Raw genomic sequence first — 18,166 nt, forward strand, 5'->3', positions numbered from 1 at the left:
TGGTGTGACTACTCACCTGACTCCCACTGCGGCCGACAACGGCCGCGTCTTCACTGGTCTGACTGCTGCTGATGCTGCTCGTGTGGCGGCGGCGATTTCCGCTGAACGTGCGCCGTCGACGCTGACGTCATACGCCGCGGCGTGGCGCCTCTTCTCTCGGTGGTGCACTAAGCGGGGCGGGCTTGGTTGCCAGCGGACGCGACAGCCCAGGCAAGGGCGGTCTGAGGGCACCGGATCGATTCGTCCTTCCTCGAACGTGCCGTCCTCGGACGATGCTCAGGGGGCACCACGTCCGGTCCGAAGGAGCTACGGCGCACTGCGCTGACCAGGGCCCCTGGCCGGCGCGGTGCTGGTGCTGCTGCGGACGGTCAACGAGGTGGCCAGCTCGACGTGCCGGGACGTCGGCGGCTTGCCGGTCGACATCGCAATGATGGCTTGGACCGCCGTCCGTCCCATTCCGTCGAGGTCCTGGTGAACGGTGGTCAATGGTGGTGTTGTCCAGGACGCTTGGGGCGTGTCGTCGAATCCGGTGACGCTCAGGTCGTCGGGGACCCGGATCCCGAGCTCGTGCGCGGCCGCCAGCACGCCGACGGCGAGCTCATCATCGGCTGCCATGATCGCGGTCGGTGGGTCCAGCGCCGACAGGAGGTCATGTGCGTGTCTCGCGCCGGTGGCGACGTCGAACTCATCAGTGCGGACCAGCGCGGGGTCAACCTGGATTCCTGCGGCGTCCAGCGCCGCAGTGAAGCCGTAGAAGCGGTCGCGTGCGGCCTCGGAGAGCTCGGGTCCACCGATCCAGCCGATGCGTCGGTGACCGAGCGCGATGAGGTGGGCCGCGGCCGTGCGTGCACCGGTCCAGTTGGACGAGCTGACGCTGACCATGCCTTGGTGATTGGTGTCGACGGGGTCGACCATGACGAACGGAACGCCGGCATCGGCCGCCGCCTCGATCAGCGCACCCGGTCTGGCCAGTGTGAGCCCGACGATCCCCGTGACACCGGCCGCGCGCTGCTCGGCGACCCACTCGCGGGCCACCGTCCGCTGCGTCCGCACCTCGCGCTCAGGGGCGAGCCGGGTGAGCAGGTCCAGCTGCCCGTCTGACGCCTCCGTCAGTACCCCTTGAAGTACACCGAGGATGTAGGGCGATGCGGGGATGTCGTACACGACGGCGATGGCACGTCGGGTCGCTGTCGGCACGTGCGAGGTCGTCGGCCGGTAGTCGAGCGCGGCGACGGAGCCGAGCACGCGCTCCCGGGTCGCACGTCCGACGTCGTCGCGGCCGTTGAGCACCTTGGAGACCGTGGCCTTCGAAACCCCGGTGGCAGCCGCGACATCCGCCAAGGTCGTCCGCCGGGTAGCCGAACGATCAGCCATGCGTGCCTCCTCTCATTCGAAATAGTTTCGCGACCATGTTCGCACCATACCCGAATTCTCGGCTCCGAAGTCGACCCTTGCCCGGCATGTCGGCCTCCTATAGTCTGCAACACGCAGTGCACAGTTGCGAAACTATTTCGGCGGACTCAAGGAGGAGTCATGAGGTCACGGTTGAAAAGCACGAGGAGCCGGGGACGCGTCGGCGTCTCGGTCGTGGTCGCGGGGGTGCTCGCCCTCGGTCTCGCTGCATGTTCAGGAGACGGTGGTGGAACCCCGGGCCTCGACGGCAACACGCTCAAGATGTACACGTGGATCGGCGGCGAGGCCGACGAGCAGCAGTGGAGCGACTACATCGCCGGAGGAGAGCACGCCGACCCGAATGTGGCGGTGAGCGTCTCAGGCCCGCCGATCGGCGACTACTACACGAAGCTACCCACCGTGATGAGGAGCAGTAGCGCGCCTTGCCTGGTGACGTTCCAGAACGGCCGGGTGAACCCCTACGTGCAGGGGCTGGAGCCGCTGGACGACCTGGCGAAGAAGAACAAGCTCGACCTGTCGGCGTACAGCCCGGCGATGCTCGAGCAGCTCAGCGTCGACGGCAAGCTCTACTCCCTCCCGTTCAACGCCGGGCCCACCGTGATCCTCTACAACAAGAAGATGTTCAAGGACGCCGGCGTGGCCGAACCCACCAACGACTGGACGATCGACGACTTCATCGCGACAGCGAAGGCGACCACGAAGAACGGCGTGTACGGCTTCGCGATCGGCCAGGCATCGAACCCCATCGCCACCCTCATGGCGGCCGATGGCCACCCCTGGGCGGACGAGAACGGTCCGCTGCTCGACGACCCGAACTTCCACGACGCGCTGCAGCTGCTCGTCGACCTGTCCAACAAGTACAAGGTCGCGAAGCCGCTCGAGGCGGGCGGCAGTTTCCCCGACATCGACGCATTCAGCACAGGTCAGGCGGCCATGGAGATGCAGGGGCTGTGGGATCTCCAGCACGCGCAGGAGAATCTCGGCAAGGACAATGTCGGCATCGCCGTCATTCCGAGCAAGAGCGGCGCCTCCAAGGGGTTCATCGGCGGATCGGGCTTCGCCATCACGAAGACCTGCGGCGACAAGCAGAAGGCATTCGATGCCGTCGAGGCGATGACGAGCAAGAGCGGACTCGAGTTCGTCACCACATCGCAGGCCTCCGTGCCGGCGCGGCTCGACGCGCTGGACGCCTGGTCCACCAACGTCGGATCGCCGGCGTTCACCGCGGTCATCAAGCAGATGACCGGTGACGCGACGCCCTCGCCCGTACCGTCGAACCAGGCTCAGCTCGACACGCTCCTGACGCAGTACGAGGTGGACGCCTTCTCCGGTAAGAGCACGGTCGCCGAAGTGCTGCAGCAGGTGAAGGCTGGCCTCGCGCAATGACGTTCGTGCGTCTGGACCGTGCGGAGGAAGAGGTCTCCGACGGGTCCATCGCCCAACCGGACCGCCCGAGGGACCGGCTTCGCCGCCGGCCCCTCGGGGGCCCCCGCTGGGTGGGGTGGGCCTTCGTCCTCCCAGGCCTCATCGGGCTCGCGGTGTTCATCGTCATACCGCAGGTCGCCTCGCTGATCCTCGGATTCTCCGACTCGACCCTGCTGGGAGGCACCCAGTTCACGGGCACACAGAACTACGTCCGGCTGCTGCACGACACGCAGTTCCTCAACAGCGTCATGGTGACGGCGATCTTCGTGCTCGTGTACGTCCCGGCGAATATCGCGATCTCGATGGCGATGGCGATGTGGCTGAAGACCCGCATCGCGGGCCGCAACTGGCTCCGTGTGATCTTCCTGATCCCAGCCCTGTCACCGATGGTGGCAAACGCCGCGGTCTTCCGGTTGCTTTTCCAGAAGGATGGCGCCGTCAACCAAGCTCTGGCGGCGATCGGGCTCGGGCCGATCCCCTGGCTGAGCGACGGCAACTGGGCGCTGGTCACCGTGATAGGTGTGTCACTCTGGCAGTCGTTCGGCTACAACATGATCGTGCTCGGCGCGGGCATCGACTCGATAAGCCCGGACGTCATCGCGGCGTCACGGATCGACGGCGCCGGCCGGTTCCGTCGCCTGGTCTCGATCACGCTGCCGCTGGTCAGCCCTGCCCTGTTCTTCACCACAGTGCTGACCGTGATCGGCGCCTGGCAGACCTTCGCCCAGGCCTACGTGATCACGGGCGGGGGCCCGGGCAACAGCACGATGACGATCATGCTGTACCTCTATCAGACCGCCTTCACGAACAACCAGCTCGGCTATGCGTCGGCCATCGCCACCGTGCTGTTCGTGATCATCGCGATCTTCACGCTGTTCCAACTGTGGGGACAGAGGAAGTGGGTCCACTATGACTGAGCAACGTCTGCCGAAGTCGGGACCGAACTGGCGTCGCAGGGGGCGCGCCGTTGGGTTCGCCGCCAACACAACGGTCGCCTGGCTGTTCGCGCTCGTGTTCTCGTTCCCGCTGATCTGGACCTTCTTCACCGCGCTGAAGCCGGCGAACGAGGTGTTCGCAGCGCAGATCAACTTCATCGGCTCGAAAGTCCTCTGGTCCAACTTCGTGGACGCGTGGACCGAGGTCGACTTCGGGCGCCTGCTCCTGAACAGCCTGGTCGTAGCCGCCATCTCGACCGTGCTCACCCTGGTCGTCGCGACCCTCACGGCGTTCGCGTTCGCGAGACTGCAGTTCCCGGGCCGAAGCGCCGTCTTCCTGCTGTTCGTCATCACGCTGACCCTGCCGAGCGAGGTCGCCGTCGTGCCCCTGTTCCTCGCCTTCGACCAGGCGTTGCTCGCCGACACCTGGGTGGCTCTGATCCTGCCAGGCCTGTTCGGAGCCTTCGGAGCGTTTCTGCTCCGGCAGTTCATGCTCCAGATCCCGGCGGAGCTGGAGGAGGCAGCCCGGCTCGACGGAGCGTCCACCTGGCGCATCCTCATCAGCGTCATCGTTCCGCTGGTGCGACCAGCCTTGTCGGTGACGGCGATCTTCACCTTCCTGGGCAGCTGGAACAGCTTCCTGTGGCCGCTGATCATCCTCAACAGCTCCGATAAGTGGACGATCCCCATCGGGATCGCCGGGTTCACGACCCAGACCGGAACGCAATGGGAGCTGCTGATGGCGGCATGCGTGATGACGATCGCTCCCGTGGTGATCGTGGTCGCCCTCGCCCAGAGACAGCTGGTGGCCGCGATCGGCGCGGGCGCCTTCGGCGGCCGTTGAGCCCTGAGTGACGGAGAGACGTGAACCTCGACCCCTCGACCCCTCGACCCCTCGACCCCTCGACCCTGTCGGTAGACCCGGGGCAAAGCGGCCCTGCTCAACATCACGGAAGGGAACAGCCATGACATTGATGTCACGCACGCGAGAAGTCTCTGTTCGAAGGATGGGCCGGTGGCGAGCGGCTGCCGGATCTGCCGGCGCGGCAGCCCTGCTCCTGAGCGGTCTGGGCGCATCGATCGCCCAGGCGGCACCACCGGAGAAGGACACCGTCTACTACGCGTCACCCGACGGTCGTGACGACGGGCAGTGCCAGGAGCAGCACCCGTGCTCGCTGGAGCACGTGCAGGGCGTCGTGCGACACGCGGCCGCCAAGGGGAAGGACGATGTCACCGTCGTGCTCGCCGACGGCACCTACCGCATCGACCGCCCGCTCGAGTTCCGTGCGCAGGACGGTGGCCGGGACGGGCGCACCGTGCGCTGGACGGCTGCTCCGGGCGCGCACCCCGAGATCTCGGGCTCGACCCAGCTCTCGGGCTGGCAGCAGTACGACGAGGCCGCGAACATCTACGTCGCGGACACGCCGGTCGGTCTCGAGACCCGGCAGCTCTACGTCGACGGCGTCGCCGCGCCGCGGGCCGCGACCAGCCTGGCGCTGAGCGACCTGACGCTCACCCCGACGGGGATGACGATCGACAATCCTGCGCTCGCCTACCTCGTGGACCTGCCAAAGCAGGACCGGATCGAGTTCGAGTCGCTCGGTGACTTCACCGACCGCTACTCCCCGGTGCAGAGCATCGAGGGCAGCACGATCACGATGGCCCAGCCCGCCTGGGACAACAACACATGGGGCTGGGACACGGTGCAGTACTCGCTGCTCGCCGAGTCGAAGTGGTTCCTGGCGAACTCGCTCAGCTTCCTGGACCAGGCGGGGGAGTGGTACGTCGACCCCGACGCGGGGAAGCTCTACTACAAGCCCGCGGACGGCGTGAACCCACAGGACCTCGACATCGAGCTCCCGCGGGTGGAGACGCTCGTCAGCGTCGGCGGCACCTACGACGCCCCCGTCTCCCACCTGGAGTTCAGCGGTCTCACCTTCACCGGGACCTCCTGGCTCGGCCCCTCCTCGGCCGACGGGTACGCCAGCCAGCAGAACGGGGTCTACATCAAGGGCGAGTTCGAGTACCGCCCCGCCGACGCCTTCACAAGCTGCAGCCGCGGCTGCGAGCAGTACGAGCGGACGCGCAACGCCACGTTCCAGGAGCCTTCCGCCGTGCAGGTGTCCGCCGCCGACCACATCACGTTCGCGCGGAACACCTTCCGCAACCTCGGGCAGTCGGGCCTCGGCATCGGCAACGACGCCAACGCGACGCTCACCGGGATCGGGCTCGGCGCCAGCAACATCGACGTGACCGGCAACGTGTTCACCGAGGTCGGTGGCCACGCCCTGTTCGTGGGCGGGGTTCGGGCGGACGCGCATCACCCCAGCGACCCCCGGATGACGAACCAGGACATCCTCATCGCGAACAACACCATCAGCCACGTCGCCGTGGAGTACCAGGACAACTCCGGCATCCTCAGCACCTACGTGACCAGGGCGCAGATCGTCCACAACGAGGTCGCGAACCTCCCCTACGCAATCGACACCGGTTACGGCTGGGGGATCAACGACGCCGGCGGGTCCCAGGAGTACGTCCGCCGCGGGTACTACAAGCACAACCCGCTCTACCAGACGCCGACGACGCTCAAGGACAACCTGATCGCGGGCAACCTCGTGCGCGACATCAAGCCCGACTTCGCCGACTCCGGGAACATCTACAACCTCTCGGCGAGCCCGGGGACGGTGATCGAGGACAACTACATGTACAACGTCTCCGGCGTCGGCATCTATCTGGACGAGGGCAGCCGCTACATCCTCTCCCGGCACAACGTCCTGAGCGGCTCGAACCCGTGGGTGTTCACCAACGCGTACGCCGACGGCAACGGCACGAATGACAACACGCTGCAGGAGAACTGGTACAACTCCGGCGGTGCCCAGATGCCGAACGCCGAGGAGCGCAACAACCGGCTGATCGACAACGTGCAGGTCAGCGGGAACAACTGGCCCAGCGCTGCGTGGGAGGTCATCTGCGCGGCGGGCGTCGCCCCCGAGTACCGCACGGAGCTCAACGCCAACCTCGGCGGTATCGACCCGCGGTGCGAGACCGTCGCCGCGACCGAGACCCCGTAGCGCAACTGCCGGCACTGCCGGCACTGCCGGCACTGCCGGCAGTGCTGGCACTGCCGGCAAGGCGCCCCCGCGACGTCCGTGGCGCGGGGGCGCCGTCGCCCGTCTCCCGACCCCAGATCATCAACGCTGCCTTCACCGACGCCGACCGGCCCGGCGTCGTCGACACCTATGTCCATTGCCTGCGCCGCCAGACGGAGCCCGGGATCGTTCGTGACCGTCTGCGTGACCGCGAGCCTGTGGATCCACTGGCTGGTGCGGCCGTCGGTGTAGGGGGAGTAGAGAGTCGAGAGCGGCAGCGGCCGGCCTGCGGCGCCTCGGCCGACGCCGTCTTCAGTGTGCGCGAGGACGAGGTCGGCATCGTGGCCGACCAGGGCCACACATCAGCTGGGCGGCGTCGGAGTTTCAGAGGCCGCCTGCGTCATCCTGGCACGCTGCCCAGCAGCCGTTCGGCCATGAAGAGATGGAAGTCGACTGACAGTTGCAGGTCGTCGACATGCACACGCTCGTTGACGTTGTGGAAGCCGCTGGTCAGGACGGGAGAGGGCGTGTTCAGGTACGGGTTAACCCCATAGGCAACCGTGTTGGCGACAGCCCGCAGATGGACCGAGTCCGTGAAGCCCGAGTCGAGGATGGGAAGGACAGTCGGTGACTGGGGCGTGGTGGCGAGGAAGTCCTTGATCGCGGTCATGAGCTCGGACTGAGCCGGTGAGCTGTTTCCGGCCACGAACGGCTCAGGCCATGACAGCGTGTAGGCGACGTCGTCGCCCAGGCGGCTGCGGATGTCTTGCTCGACCTGAGCGGCAGTCGCCCCCGGCACGACCCGACAGTCCAGCTCGGCGGAGGCCTCGCCCGGGATGATGTTGCGGACAGTCGACGCTTTGAGCATCGTGGGCGCCATGGTCGTTCCTCCCATTGGAGGTAGGGCGCCGGCGAGGCTGGGGTGCAGGCGACCGGCGATCTCGACAGCAGAATCGACGTCGGTGACCGGGTTGTCCAGCACGGTGGTCAATGCCTCGATCAGCCACGGGGTCGATTTCGACGTCGGCAGGCCGCGGTCGAGGCGTGTGAGCAGCTTCGACAGGGCAGGGATCGGATTCGAGCCTGCACTGGGACGAGATGCGTGACCGGCTTCGCCGATGACCGATAGGCGGGCGGGGAAGGTTCCCTTTTCGCCGAGGCTGACCGTAAGGAAGCTTCGTCCTTCCAGTTCGAGAAGCTCGCCTCCGCCCTCGTTAACCGCCATCTCCGGTCGGATGTCGGGCCGCTGCTCGAGCAGCCATCGCATCCCGACGTCAGCTGTGCCGTCCTCCTCATCGGCCACGGCCAGGAACCACAGATCACCCCGGGGGCGGAAGCCACGCCGCGCGAGGGTCGCCATTGCGACGGCACGTGCCGCCACCTCGCCCTTCATGTCGAGCGCTCCACGACCGTGCAGGAAACCCTCGTCGTCGATCACTCCTGCGAAGGGCGGGTGCAGCCAAGAACCCCGGTCCGCCGGGACGACGTCGGTGTGACCGACAAAGGCGAGCGACGGACCTGTCCCGTCGCCACGAATGCGGGCGATGAGGTTCGCACGGTGGGGTTCACGCGCGACGAGTTCGCACTCGATTCCTGCGGCCGAGAGGTACGCCGCAAGGTGTTCGGCGGCCAGCGTCTCGTGGCCGGTCATCGTCGTCCCCGTGGGGTCCGGGATGTTCGAGGTGTCGATGCGGATGAGGTCTCGCGCGAGGTCGACCACGCTCATGACGGTGTGCCTGTGTCGAGCCTCGCGCGGGAGGCAGCGTCGAGTCGCATCTGAGCGAGCTGCTGAGCAGCTCGGCCGGGTGTGGTCCGATCGCGCTCCGCCGTGGACAGGATGGAGTCGACCGTCTCGAAGACCCGCGCGACCCGCTGGCGAGCGACAAGCTCGTCACCGCCATCCTTCTCGACAACGCCCTGGATGAGCCCGCCCGCGCTGGCGACGTAGTCAGGCACCCAGGTGATCCCACGAGCCACTAGCTCATCCTCGACGTCCGGCGTCACAAGCTGGTTGTTGGCGGCGCCACACACCACCTCGGCGCGCAGGCTTCGAGCTGAGCTGGTCGACAGGGTTGCGCCGAGAGCGCACGGGGCGTACACGTCCAGGTCGTGGTGGGAGGAGACGTCGTCGACCAGCCTCACGTCGGGGAGCTCGGCCAGAACGCGATCGCGTGCGGCGGGTGACAGGTCGCTGGCGAGGACGTGGGCGCCGCCGTCGACCAGCAACCGTGCCAGGTGGAAGCCGACCTTGCCGAGTCCTTCCACGCCGACGCAACGGCCCTCGAGGTGGGAGGCTCCCCAGACGTGCGAGGCTGCAGCGCGCATCGCCTGGAAGACGCCGAACGCGGTAAGCGGGCCTGAGTCGCCGGAACCACCACGCGCAGGGGTGCGCGTCCCCACGTGCTCGGTGCGCCGCCCGATGATGTCGAGATCCTCAGACGTCGTGCCGACGTCGCCACCGGTGATGAACGTCCCCCCGAGGGACTCGACCAATTCGCCGTAGGCTTCGAGGAGCGCGGGGGTCTTGATCTCCGCGGGATCGCCGATGATGACAGCCTTCCCGCCGCCAACGTTCAGGCCGGCAGCTGCCGCTTTGTACGTCATGCCTCGCGAGAGCCGCAGGACATCGGTCACCGCTGCCCGCTCGTCCCGGTACGGATAGAACCGCGTACCGCCATAGGCGGGTCCGAGAGCAGTGCTGTGGACGGAGATGATCGCCTTGAGCCCAGTGGAGCGATCCTGTGCGTAGATGAGCCGCTCGGGAGCGGAGTCTTCGCCCGCATCTGGATCGAAGATGGATTCGCCGCGTCGTGCTGCGTGTTCGTCCGGAGCGTGCGTCATGGCTGTCAGACTTTCTGGTAGTCAAGCATTCGGATGAGATCATGTTGATCGGCTGTCACGGATGGGTCAATCGTGGTGTAATCAGCTTGGCAAAAGCACCAGATCATCTGGCCCGTTAGTGAGGTGGCACGTCATAGTGCTCAACATCGACCGCCTCGACGCTGAACTGCTGTCGGCGCTCGCCCGCGATGCGCGCGTAGGCATCGTCGAGCTGGCCAAGACGTTGGGTGTCTCGCGCAATACGGTCCAGGCCCGGATGTCGCGGCTGGAGAAGGCTGGGATCTTCGAGGGCTTCGTACCCCGGATCGACCTGACCGACATCGGCGTGGAGGTGGAGGCGTTCGTCACGCTGACCTTGCAGCAAGCGCAGTTCGACTCGATCGTCGACCGTCTCGAGGCCATGCCCAACGTGCTCGAGATCCATGTCACGACCGGCGGTGGTGACCTGCTGGTGAGGTTGTCCGCCAGCACACTGGCAGAGCTTCAGGACCTGCTCCACGCCATCGTCGAGCTTCCGGGAGTCGCGCAGTCCGACACGACGGTTTGCCTCACGACGCCGGTGCGGTACCGCGTGCAGCCCTTGCTGGAGAAGGTGACAAAGGACGCGAGCTGGGGGAGGGCGGCCCCAGCTCGCCGCGTCGACGAGCAGGGCTCCCGTCGCTCACCTGGCTGAGCAGGACTCTTTCCAGTATCCCCAGACCCACGCTGGGCGCCGGTTCGAGTCGGCGTCGTGCAAGGCGATCTCCAGATCGATCACCCGGGCCAGTTCAGTTCGGCCAGGTCGTCCAGCTCCGTGGGCGGTCGACGAGCCGGCTGCGTCATCGGGTGGTCGCCAGCCCCGCCAAGGAGGCGCAGGCCCTTCGCATGAGGTCGGTTGACTGCCCTGGCGAGAAGTTCTCGCGCAGGGAGAAGCCGCTCAGGATGGCCTGGATCGCGAGAGCGATGTCGGCCGCCTCGGCAGGTGTGGTGCGACGCACGGAGCCACCGGACTCGGTCACCACCCGGTCGACCAGGTGTCGAGCGATCGCGCGATTCTCGGCGGATGTCGCGGCGGTGAGCTTTGTCGTCAGGCTCTCGTCCTCGGCCGCGGCCAGGATCACCTGAAGGGCGAACATGTCCTGGGCGGCGGTGTCGCCCTGGTAAGCCGCGAACCATGCTTCGAGGAACGCGTCGATCGCCTGCTCGAGGGTCAGGGACGGGTCCTCAATCCGGTCAAGAAACCCGTGGATGCGCGCGAGATTTTCGTTGATCAACGTGACGAGCAGATCGTTCTTGCTGCCGAAGATCGAGTAGATCGCCCCAGTGGTGAGGCCGGCGGCAGACGCGATGGCCTCGACCGAGACCGAAGCACCGTCCTGGCTGACCAGGATGCGGGCCGCATCGAGCAGCGCCGCCCGGTTCGCCGCCTTGGCTTCTGCTCGAGTCAGTCGCATCAAATCCTCCAAGCACTAGACAGCCGACAACGACGCTCTTACAGTAACGCAACTATAGCAATAACGACATGATCAAACGTAGGGAGTCGGATGTCCCCGGTCATCGGTGTGGCGCTTGAGCAGCGGAGGCGTCGTTCGTTGCCGCCGCAGGCGTCGCTCGTCCTGCGTCGAACCAGGCGCTTCGTGCTGTCATTGCTGGCGTTGGTCGTCCTGTCGTTCGCCATGCTCCAGCTGATCCCGGGCGACCCTGTGCGGACGGCCCTCGGTCCAGGAGCCGACCAGCAACTCGTCACGGAAACGCGGGCTCAGCTCGGCCTCGACCGACCGGTGCTGGAGCAATTCGGCACCTACCTTCGCGACACCGCCACGGGTGACTTCGGCACGTCGATCACGACTCGCCAGCCGGTCGGCGATGTCCTGGCACAACGGCTCCCCGGAACGCTGCTGTTGACCGCCCTTTCCTTCGTCCTGACTCTGGGCGTGGCGGTCCCGCTCGGGCTTGCGGTCGGCGTGGCCTCTCGCAACGGACGCCGTCGGCTCCTCGGAGCGATCTTCACCGGCACCGCCGGCCTCCTCAGCGTGCTCCCCGAGTTTCTGCTCGCCGTCGCGATGGTGTTCGTCCTCGGGGTCTCCCTGGAACTGCTGCCCGTGGCCGGCCAGGTCGGCTGGCAGTCGTACATCATGCCCGTGCTGGCCCTCTCGGCCGCGCCGACCGCGGTGCTGGCCCGCCTCGTCCGTGTCGAAACCACCTCGGCGCTGCAGGACGGGTACGTGCAGACCGCTCGTGCCAAGCGGCTGTCCCGGAGCACGATCTACCTCAGGCACGTGCTGCCCAACGCGATGACGTCGGCGCTGACAGTCGGAGGGCTCCTCTTCGGAGGGCTCATCGCCGGCACGGTGCTCGTCGAGAACATCTTCTCGTGGCCGGGGCTGGGCAGCACGATGGTGTCGTCCATCATTGGCAAGGACTATCCCGTCGTGCAGGCGATCATCCTCGTCTACGGGGCGGGCGTGCTCCTGGTGAATCTGCTGATCGACCTGCTCCTCGCTTGGGTCGACCCCCGTTCCTCGGTGCTGGACAACTGATGCGCACCGTGATGGGCGTGCGGCGCCGACAGTCACCCTTGGGGATCCTGGCGATGACCCTATTAGGTCTGCTCGCTGTGACTGCGATCTTCGCTCCTATCTTCCTGGGAGATGCGGCAGGCCGCACTGACGTGGCCTCGGCGCTACAAGGGCCGTCAGGCGCGCATTGGCTCGGCACCGACGATTTGGGGCGTGACAACCTGGCGAGGGTCCTAGTGGCAACCCGCCTGTCGCTCGTGCTGGCACTCGGGGCGACTTCGATCGGGGTCTCCGTCGGTCTGGTGCTGGGCGGTTTGGCGCTGCTTCGCGGCATTGGGGCGACGATCACGGCTGGCATCAACGTCGCCGTTGCCTTCCCCGGCATTTTGCTGGCGCTCTTCTTTGCGACGATCTTCGGGGTCGGAAGCCTCAGCGCGATGGGCGCGGTCGGCCTCGCCATGTCTCCGAGCTTCGCGCGCCTGATGTACACGCTCGGCTCGAAGGTCAATGAGCTGGATTACGTCAAGGCTGCACGACAACTGGGCCTGAGCCGTCGTCGGGTGTTCCGACGCTACGTCCTGCCCAATATCGCCGAGCCGCTGATCGTGAACGCCACCATTGCCGCAGGATCCTCCTTGGTCGTGCTGACAGCACTCTCGTTCCTCGGCCTCGGCGTCCAGTCGCCGGACTACGACTGGGGTCTTCTCCTGGACTCCAGCCTCGATCGGATCTACATCTCGCCCGCCGCTGCTCTCGGACCGGGCGTGGCTATCTGTCTCGCCGGCATCGCCTTCACGCTGGCAGGCGAGCGGATGATCCAGCGCGGCTCCCACGCGCGAACGGTGGTGGCGGCGTCGCCTTCCGTTGGCATCGTGCAACAAGAGCCGCGAGCTGGCGGAAGTGCAGTGTGCGTCAGGAACCTCCGGGTGGCGTTCGCGGAACGTGACGGCAGCGAGCGAGAGGTGGTACACGGCATCTCGTTCACCATCGCTCCTGGTGAACGGGTGGCGCTGGTGGGCGAGTCGGGATCGGGAAAGACCGCGACAGCGCTGGCCGTCGCCGGCTTGCATGTCGACGGAGCGAACGTCACCGCTGACGAGCTGCGGGTGGCGGGTTTCCCGGTGGTGGGCAGCCCGACTCGCGCCCAGCGACGCTTGTTGAAGGAGCGCGTCGGCGTCGCGTTCCAGGATGCGGCTCGCTCCTTCAACCCAGCTCTTCGCGTGGGGGCGCAGGTGGGCGAGGCCGACTTGACGGGAAGCCGTCGCGAGCGTCTGGGACGCGCGATCGTCCGGCTCGGTGACTTGAAGGTGTCGGCACCCGAACTCCGGGCACGGCAGTATCCACATGAGTTGTCTGGGGGAACGCTCCAACGGGCCATGACGGCGATGGCCCTGGCGGCCGAGCCGGAGCTGCTCATCGCCGATGAGCCGACGACGGCGCTGGACGTCACCATTCAGGCCCTTGCGCTGCAGAATCTGACTGCCGCCCTCGATCGCTCGGGTGCCGCCCTGCTCTTCATCTCCCACGACATCGCCGTCGTCTCGCAGGTGTGCGACCGAGTCCTGGTGATGCAGGAAGGCCACATCGTAGAAGACCTTCCGGCCGCAGGTCTGCGCGAGGGCGCCACTCACGCGTACACGCGGTCCTTGGTGGAGATGGCACGACGGCTGGAGGGGGACATGGCCCCGGCCTCGGCGGGTCGCGCTCCGGCCGGGGGGCCTCCTCCACCTGCGGTCATCCGTTCTGGCGTCGAGGAGAGGCAGCGCAGCTCATGAACAACCTCCGCATCGCTGGGGTGAGCGTTGACTACGGCAAAGGCTCGCGCGCTGTCACCGTCCTGCATGAAGTGAGCCTTGACTTTCCGGCCGGGCACATCATCGGGATTGTGGGGGAATCCGGCTCGGGCAAGTCCACCCTCGCCCGTGCCGTCGCGGGCCTCGTGCCCGTGCGGGGCGGACAGGTCACTGTCGGCGAGACCACTTTTGGGCCACGAAGGTCCCGCAAGGACCAGCGCCGGGTACAAATGGCGTTCCAGGACCCCAGCACGTCGTTGAACCCCCGGATGACGGTCGAGCAGACACTCCTCGACGCATGTGCAGGTCCGCGGTCGTCGAACGCGGCGCGCATCGACGAGCTCCTCGCGGCCGTGGGCCTCGAGCAGCGGCATCGTCGCAGTCTCCCCGCTGACCTCTCGGGAGGTCAACGGCAGCGCGTCTCGCTGGCCCGGGCGCTCGCAGCCGAGCCGGACGTGCTGATCTGTGACGAGGTCACCTCGGCCCTCGACGCACCGACCAGGTTCGCCATCCTCTCGCTGTTGGCCGAACTGCAGGCCGATCACCAGTTCACGCTCGTTTTCATCTCCCACGACCTCGGCGCCGTCCGTCAGATCTGCGATGACATCGTGGTGATGTACGCCGGCCAGGTCATCGAGGTGGGAACAGTCAACGACGTCGTCGCCGACCCCCAGCACCCCTACACGCGGGTGCTCCTAGACTCCGTCCCCTCCCTGGACCGCCGCCTCGAGATCGTTCCGGTCGACTTCGAGCCAGTCGACCCTCGCAACCCCCCGTCAGGATGCCGATTCAACCCGCGCTGTCCCGTCGGTCCCACGGCCCGTGACGACCGGGCAGCATGCCTGACGGACGACCCGGTAGCCGGTGCCGAGTCCCGCCTGCACCGGAGCGCCTGTCACTTCTCGCCACGATCCTCGGATCTCGACCATCCGCGAACCACCACTGTGCCGGCCTCGACGAATCGGACTGCGTCAGCCGGACCCGGCTGCGGCGCGCCACCCCCCTCCATGGGAGAACAAGGAGAACGACATGTCACATCTGCGTAGGTCGGCCAGGCTGCTCATCGCCGCAACATCGGGAACGGCGCTGCTCGCCACGTCCGCGTGCTCGGGATCGTCCGCGCCTGCCTCCGCGGGCGACGTTGTGTCCGACGCCACCTTCACATTGGCGATCAACGTTGACCCGGGCAGCCTCAACCCGTTGGGCAGCAACCTCGCAGGCGTTCAGCAGCTGGCCGCGTTCCTGTACGACCCGCTGGTGCACGACGAGGACGGCAAGGTGACGGCAGGTCTGGCATCTTCCTGGGAGCTCACGGACTCTGGCGCGATGTTCACGATGCGCGACGACGTGACCTGTTCGGACGGCACTCCCCTCACGGGCCAGGACGTCATCGACACGATCAACTACGTCGGCGACACCAAGAACGCATCGCCCTTGGCCGGATCGCTGATCCCCGCCGGCACCACCGCTGCTGCGGGTCCGGACGACACCCAGGTGACGGTGTCCACACCTGAGCCGTACGGCTTCCTCCTCAACGGCCTCGCCGGCCTGCCGATCGTCTGCGCCTCCGGCCTGAAGGACCTCGACGAGCTCGGCACGTCCGCCAGCGGATCGGGCCCCTACACTCTCGAATCGGTCAGTGCGGGATCCAGGTACGAGCTGCAGCGCCGCGACGACTACGCGTGGGGACAGGACGGCGTCACCGGCAAGACCAAGGGGTTGCCGGCCAGGATCGTGGTGCAGGTCGTCCCCAACGAGACAACGGCCGCCAACCAGCTTCTCGCCGGCGACCTGGACGCGGCGACCATTGCAGGCGCCGACCGCAAGCGACTTGAGGCGGCCGATCTCGAACCAGAGGCATCCAGCTTCGTCTTCGGTGAGCTCGAGTACAACCAGAAGACGGGCCGACCTACTGCGGACCCGGCGGTGCGGGTCGCCCTCACGCAGGCGCTCAACTTGGACGAGCTGCGCCAGGTCGCCACCTCCGGCACCGGCTCCACGCCCACGCGTCTGAGCGGTGTGAGCCCTTGTGGTGACGGGGGAGTGGCCGATGTCCTGCCGAAGCAGGACGTCGAGGCTGCCAAGGCCGCGCTCGGCCCGGTCAGCGGCACGACCCTGAGCTTCGTCTACCTGAGCAAGCTCGGCCCCGCGGTCGCAGCCGCCGCCGAGCTCGCAGTGGAGCAATGGGAGGCAGCCGGCGTGACGGTCGAGGCACGCGGTCTCAGCGACGCCCAGCTGCTGAAGGCGGCCTACGAGACAGGCGACTTCGACATCGCGTGGATCCCGATCGACGGCCAGAACCCCGCGCAGATCGCGCCGAGCTTCTCAGGGCCCACCCCGGCCGACGGCGGCGGCAACTTCGCGAGCATCGACAACGCGACGTACGCCGAGCTGGCGGCCAAGGCCGGCGCACTGCCGACAGAGGAGGCCTGCTCGATCTGGGAGGACGCCGAGGAGGCGCTGGTGTCTGCTGCCGACGTCGTCCCGTTTGCCTTCAGCGACTACCCGATCTGGGCCGCCAAGGCGACGTCGTTCGAGGTCAACTACTTCGGCGCGGTGCCCAGCTCGATCCGCATGCACGGGTGATGGCGATGACATCTGCTCCCGATCTTCGGACCATGAGGCTCGACGACGGTCGCATCCTGGCATGGTACGAACTTGGCGACCCGCAGGGCAGGCCATGCGTGTACGTCCCGGGAACTCCTGAATCCGGCCTCGCGGGCATGGCCTACGACGCAGCTGCCCGCCGGGCAGGCGTGCGATGGGTGTCCGTCGACAAGCCCGGCTACGGGCACTCCGATGCCCTCCCTGGTCGGTCACTCTCCATGTTCGCCGACGACGTCCGGCAGCTGGCCGACCACCTCGGTCTGGGAGATTTCGCGGTGGCCGGCGAGTCCGGCGGTGGCCCACACGCCCTGGCCGTCGCCGTGATCCTAGGAGCGCGGGTCGGACCCGTCGTGCTGCTGGGGTCGGCTGGACCGGGGGGACAGCGTGGCGTGCCGCGCGGAATGACGCCGATGAACACATTGCTCTACTGGTGCCTGCAGTTCGGGACGACCGGTGTGCGCGGGCCGCTGGCCGTCATGGCCGCATCGATGCGCCACGCTCGGTTGATGAGACTGCTCGGCTGGTTTCTCGACGCGGGGGTTCCCGAAGCGGATCGGCGGCTAGCCGGGGACCCGGAGTACGCGCCTCGCATGTCCGCTGTTCCTGACGCCTTCCGTCAGGGCACGTCAGCGGCGGCGGCTGAGCTGGTGATGCTCAGGAAGGCGTGGGACATCAATCTCGCTGATATCTCGGGCGATGTCCACGTGTGGCACGGACGTCTCGACGCCAACGTGCCGTTTGCGCTCGGGCAGCAGTTGAGCCGCCAGATCCCGGGCTCGACGACCCACTTCATGGACGACTCCGCACACTCCGTCGGGTTTGTCCATCGCGATGCCGTCATGAAGCTCATCGCCACAACCGTGGAGTCCACTCTCGCTTCCGGAGGTCCGGATGCTTGACGACCTCTTCAGCACCCCCGAGCGGCGCTCGCTGCGCGACACCGTGCGGACCTTCGTCGAGAAGGAGGCGGCTCCTCATCTCGCCGACTGGGGGGCTCGTGGCGAGGTGCCTCGGAAGCTGCACCGCCGAGCCGGCGAGCTCGGTCTGCTCGGCGTCGGCCTCCCAGAGCAGTACGGGTCGAACGTCCTTACCACCGTGGGCCGTCTCTTGGCGGATCCCGCCGAGGCCCTTGCGCTCGCATGAGGCCGCAGCCTGGGCTCCTCGAGCCCGACGAGCAGGTGGGCGGAATAGTCGTTGTCACCGTCTACGCCCGCGCTGACCTGAGCGTCTGCTCACGGATCCTGCAGGCGGTGACCGCACGACGCTTCGCCGTCGAGCGCCTGGTCGCGGACCTCAGTTCCTTCGACCACAACCAGGTGCGCGGCCTCGACCGGGTTCGGGAGCGGGTCATGTGCGTCTCGCTCGTCGTCTCCGTCAACGGCGACCACGACGTGGAGCGGCTCGGCAAGCTGCTCCACCGGATGATCGACGTCTACCGGGTCGAGCAGACATACCGCGTCTGACCGGCCCACCCGCCGTTCCGGCTCTCCACCACTGGGGTGACGCTCGACGAGGTGCGGGCGACGACCGAATCGCGGTTCCGCGCCTGATCGCCATCCCTGCTC

General features: G+C 67.1%; 16 protein-coding genes. 12 read left to right on the forward strand and 4 right to left on the reverse strand.

Annotated elements, in window-relative coordinates; genetic code table 11:
* Positions 1 to 306: 306 nt before the first annotated feature.
* The gene (locus ACFT2C_RS05730) at positions 307 to 1,374 is read right to left on the reverse strand and encodes a LacI family DNA-binding transcriptional regulator (protein ID WP_377206046.1); all 1,068 of its coding nucleotides are present in this window, start codon (positions 1,372 to 1,374) and stop codon (positions 307 to 309) included.
* A 159-nt stretch (positions 1,375 to 1,533) separates the two neighbouring features.
* Between ACFT2C_RS05730 and ACFT2C_RS05735 the strand changes: the two genes are divergently transcribed.
* The 4 genes from ACFT2C_RS05735 (at position 1,534) to ACFT2C_RS05750 (ending at position 6,844) form a co-directional block, all read left to right on the forward strand.
* Positions 1,534 to 2,799, forward strand: a complete 1,266-nt coding sequence (locus ACFT2C_RS05735; protein ID WP_377206047.1) for an ABC transporter substrate-binding protein — start codon at positions 1,534 to 1,536, stop codon at positions 2,797 to 2,799.
* On the forward strand, positions 2,796 to 3,755 hold the full coding sequence (locus tag ACFT2C_RS05740; RefSeq protein ID WP_377206048.1) for a carbohydrate ABC transporter permease: 960 nt from the start codon (positions 2,796 to 2,798) through the stop codon (positions 3,753 to 3,755). Before ACFT2C_RS05735 ends, ACFT2C_RS05740 begins: the two co-directional genes overlap by 4 nt.
* Positions 3,748 to 4,617: a carbohydrate ABC transporter permease gene (locus tag ACFT2C_RS05745; protein WP_377206049.1), complete on the forward strand. Its 870-nt coding sequence runs from the start codon at positions 3,748 to 3,750 to the stop codon at positions 4,615 to 4,617. Before ACFT2C_RS05740 ends, ACFT2C_RS05745 begins: the two co-directional genes overlap by 8 nt.
* A 163-nt stretch (positions 4,618 to 4,780) precedes the next feature.
* On the forward strand, positions 4,781 to 6,844 hold the full coding sequence (locus ACFT2C_RS05750; RefSeq protein ID WP_377206050.1) for a right-handed parallel beta-helix repeat-containing protein: 2,064 nt from the start codon (positions 4,781 to 4,783) through the stop codon (positions 6,842 to 6,844).
* Between the two features lie 418 nt (positions 6,845 to 7,262).
* Here the strand turns inward: ACFT2C_RS05750 and ACFT2C_RS05755 are convergent, their stop codons facing one another.
* Entirely contained in the window at positions 7,263 to 8,588 is a 1,326-nt protein-coding gene (locus ACFT2C_RS05755) for a M20 family metallopeptidase (protein WP_377206051.1), read from the reverse strand.
* Positions 8,585 to 9,703 (reverse strand): Glu/Leu/Phe/Val dehydrogenase, encoded by a 1,119-nt coding sequence (locus tag ACFT2C_RS05760; RefSeq protein WP_377206052.1) that lies wholly within the window; start codon positions 9,701 to 9,703, stop codon positions 8,585 to 8,587. Before ACFT2C_RS05760 ends, ACFT2C_RS05755 begins: the two co-directional genes overlap by 4 nt.
* 136 nt (positions 9,704 to 9,839) lie before the next feature.
* On the opposite strand from ACFT2C_RS05760, the gene ACFT2C_RS05765 reads away from it, so the two are divergent.
* Positions 9,840 to 10,376, forward strand: coding sequence for an Lrp/AsnC family transcriptional regulator (locus tag ACFT2C_RS05765; RefSeq protein ID WP_377206053.1), 537 nt, complete (start codon positions 9,840 to 9,842; stop codon positions 10,374 to 10,376).
* Positions 10,377 to 10,521: 145 nt separating this feature from the next.
* On the opposite strand, the gene ACFT2C_RS05770 is transcribed toward ACFT2C_RS05765, so the two are convergent.
* Positions 10,522 to 11,148 carry a TetR/AcrR family transcriptional regulator gene (locus ACFT2C_RS05770; RefSeq protein WP_377206054.1) on the reverse strand — a complete coding sequence of 209 codons (627 nt, stop codon included), beginning with the start codon at positions 11,146 to 11,148 and terminating at the stop codon, positions 10,522 to 10,524.
* Between the two features lie 78 nt (positions 11,149 to 11,226).
* On the opposite strand from ACFT2C_RS05770, the gene ACFT2C_RS05775 reads away from it, so the two are divergent.
* The 7 genes from ACFT2C_RS05775 to ACFT2C_RS05805 are packed head-to-tail and all read left to right on the forward strand — an operon-like array spanning position 11,227 to position 18,064.
* A complete protein-coding gene (locus ACFT2C_RS05775) occupies positions 11,227 to 12,222 on the forward strand; it encodes an ABC transporter permease (RefSeq protein WP_377206055.1) in 996 nt (331 codons plus the stop codon).
* Positions 12,222 to 13,976 (forward strand): ATP-binding cassette domain-containing protein, encoded by a 1,755-nt coding sequence (locus ACFT2C_RS05780; RefSeq protein ID WP_377206056.1) that lies wholly within the window; start codon positions 12,222 to 12,224, stop codon positions 13,974 to 13,976. The genes ACFT2C_RS05775 and ACFT2C_RS05780 overlap by 1 nt, the downstream gene beginning before the upstream one ends.
* On the forward strand, positions 13,973 to 15,040 hold the full coding sequence (locus ACFT2C_RS05785; protein WP_377206057.1) for an ABC transporter ATP-binding protein: 1,068 nt from the start codon (positions 13,973 to 13,975) through the stop codon (positions 15,038 to 15,040). Before ACFT2C_RS05780 ends, ACFT2C_RS05785 begins: the two co-directional genes overlap by 4 nt.
* Positions 15,024 to 16,580 (forward strand): ABC transporter substrate-binding protein, encoded by a 1,557-nt coding sequence (locus ACFT2C_RS05790; RefSeq protein ID WP_377206058.1) that lies wholly within the window; start codon positions 15,024 to 15,026, stop codon positions 16,578 to 16,580. The genes ACFT2C_RS05785 and ACFT2C_RS05790 overlap by 17 nt, the downstream gene beginning before the upstream one ends.
* 32 nt (positions 16,581 to 16,612) lie before the next feature.
* Positions 16,613 to 17,500, forward strand: coding sequence for an alpha/beta fold hydrolase (locus tag ACFT2C_RS05795; protein WP_377206059.1), 888 nt, complete (start codon positions 16,613 to 16,615; stop codon positions 17,498 to 17,500).
* Positions 17,493 to 17,744, forward strand: coding sequence for an acyl-CoA dehydrogenase family protein (locus ACFT2C_RS05800; protein ID WP_377206060.1), 252 nt, complete (start codon positions 17,493 to 17,495; stop codon positions 17,742 to 17,744). The genes ACFT2C_RS05795 and ACFT2C_RS05800 overlap by 8 nt, the downstream gene beginning before the upstream one ends.
* Positions 17,741 to 18,064: a hypothetical protein gene (locus ACFT2C_RS05805; RefSeq protein ID WP_377206061.1), complete on the forward strand. Its 324-nt coding sequence runs from the start codon at positions 17,741 to 17,743 to the stop codon at positions 18,062 to 18,064. Before ACFT2C_RS05800 ends, ACFT2C_RS05805 begins: the two co-directional genes overlap by 4 nt.
* Positions 18,065 to 18,166: the final 102 nt, after the last annotated feature.

The organism is Promicromonospora sp. NPDC057138 (assembly GCF_042670845.1).
Lineage (GTDB): Bacteria > Actinomycetota > Actinomycetes > Actinomycetales > Cellulomonadaceae > Promicromonospora.

Excerpts from the sequence above, each read along its gene's own strand:
- ACFT2C_RS05730 (WP_377206046.1), bottom strand. The coding sequence starts at position 1,374 with ATGGCTGATCGTTCGGCTACCCGGCGGACGACCTTGGCGGATGTCGCG.
- ACFT2C_RS05735 (WP_377206047.1), top strand. The coding sequence starts at position 1,534 with ATGAGGTCACGGTTGAAAAGCACGAGGAGCCGGGGACGCGTCGGCGTC.
- ACFT2C_RS05740 (WP_377206048.1), top strand. The coding sequence starts at position 2,796 with ATGACGTTCGTGCGTCTGGACCGTGCGGAGGAAGAGGTCTCCGACGGG.
- ACFT2C_RS05745 (WP_377206049.1), top strand. The coding sequence starts at position 3,748 with ATGACTGAGCAACGTCTGCCGAAGTCGGGACCGAACTGGCGTCGCAGG.
- ACFT2C_RS05750 (WP_377206050.1), top strand. The coding sequence starts at position 4,781 with ATGGGCCGGTGGCGAGCGGCTGCCGGATCTGCCGGCGCGGCAGCCCTG.
- ACFT2C_RS05755 (WP_377206051.1), bottom strand. The coding sequence starts at position 8,588 with ATGAGCGTGGTCGACCTCGCGCGAGACCTCATCCGCATCGACACCTCG.
- ACFT2C_RS05760 (WP_377206052.1), bottom strand. The coding sequence starts at position 9,703 with ATGACGCACGCTCCGGACGAACACGCAGCACGACGCGGCGAATCCATC.
- ACFT2C_RS05775 (WP_377206055.1), top strand. The coding sequence starts at position 11,227 with ATGTCCCCGGTCATCGGTGTGGCGCTTGAGCAGCGGAGGCGTCGTTCG.
- ACFT2C_RS05780 (WP_377206056.1), top strand. The coding sequence starts at position 12,222 with ATGCGCACCGTGATGGGCGTGCGGCGCCGACAGTCACCCTTGGGGATC.
- ACFT2C_RS05785 (WP_377206057.1), top strand. The coding sequence starts at position 13,973 with ATGAACAACCTCCGCATCGCTGGGGTGAGCGTTGACTACGGCAAAGGC.
- ACFT2C_RS05790 (WP_377206058.1), top strand. The coding sequence starts at position 15,024 with ATGTCACATCTGCGTAGGTCGGCCAGGCTGCTCATCGCCGCAACATCG.
- ACFT2C_RS05795 (WP_377206059.1), top strand. The coding sequence starts at position 16,613 with ATGAGGCTCGACGACGGTCGCATCCTGGCATGGTACGAACTTGGCGAC.
- ACFT2C_RS05800 (WP_377206060.1), top strand. The coding sequence starts at position 17,493 with ATGCTTGACGACCTCTTCAGCACCCCCGAGCGGCGCTCGCTGCGCGAC.
- ACFT2C_RS05805 (WP_377206061.1), top strand. The coding sequence starts at position 17,741 with ATGAGGCCGCAGCCTGGGCTCCTCGAGCCCGACGAGCAGGTGGGCGGA.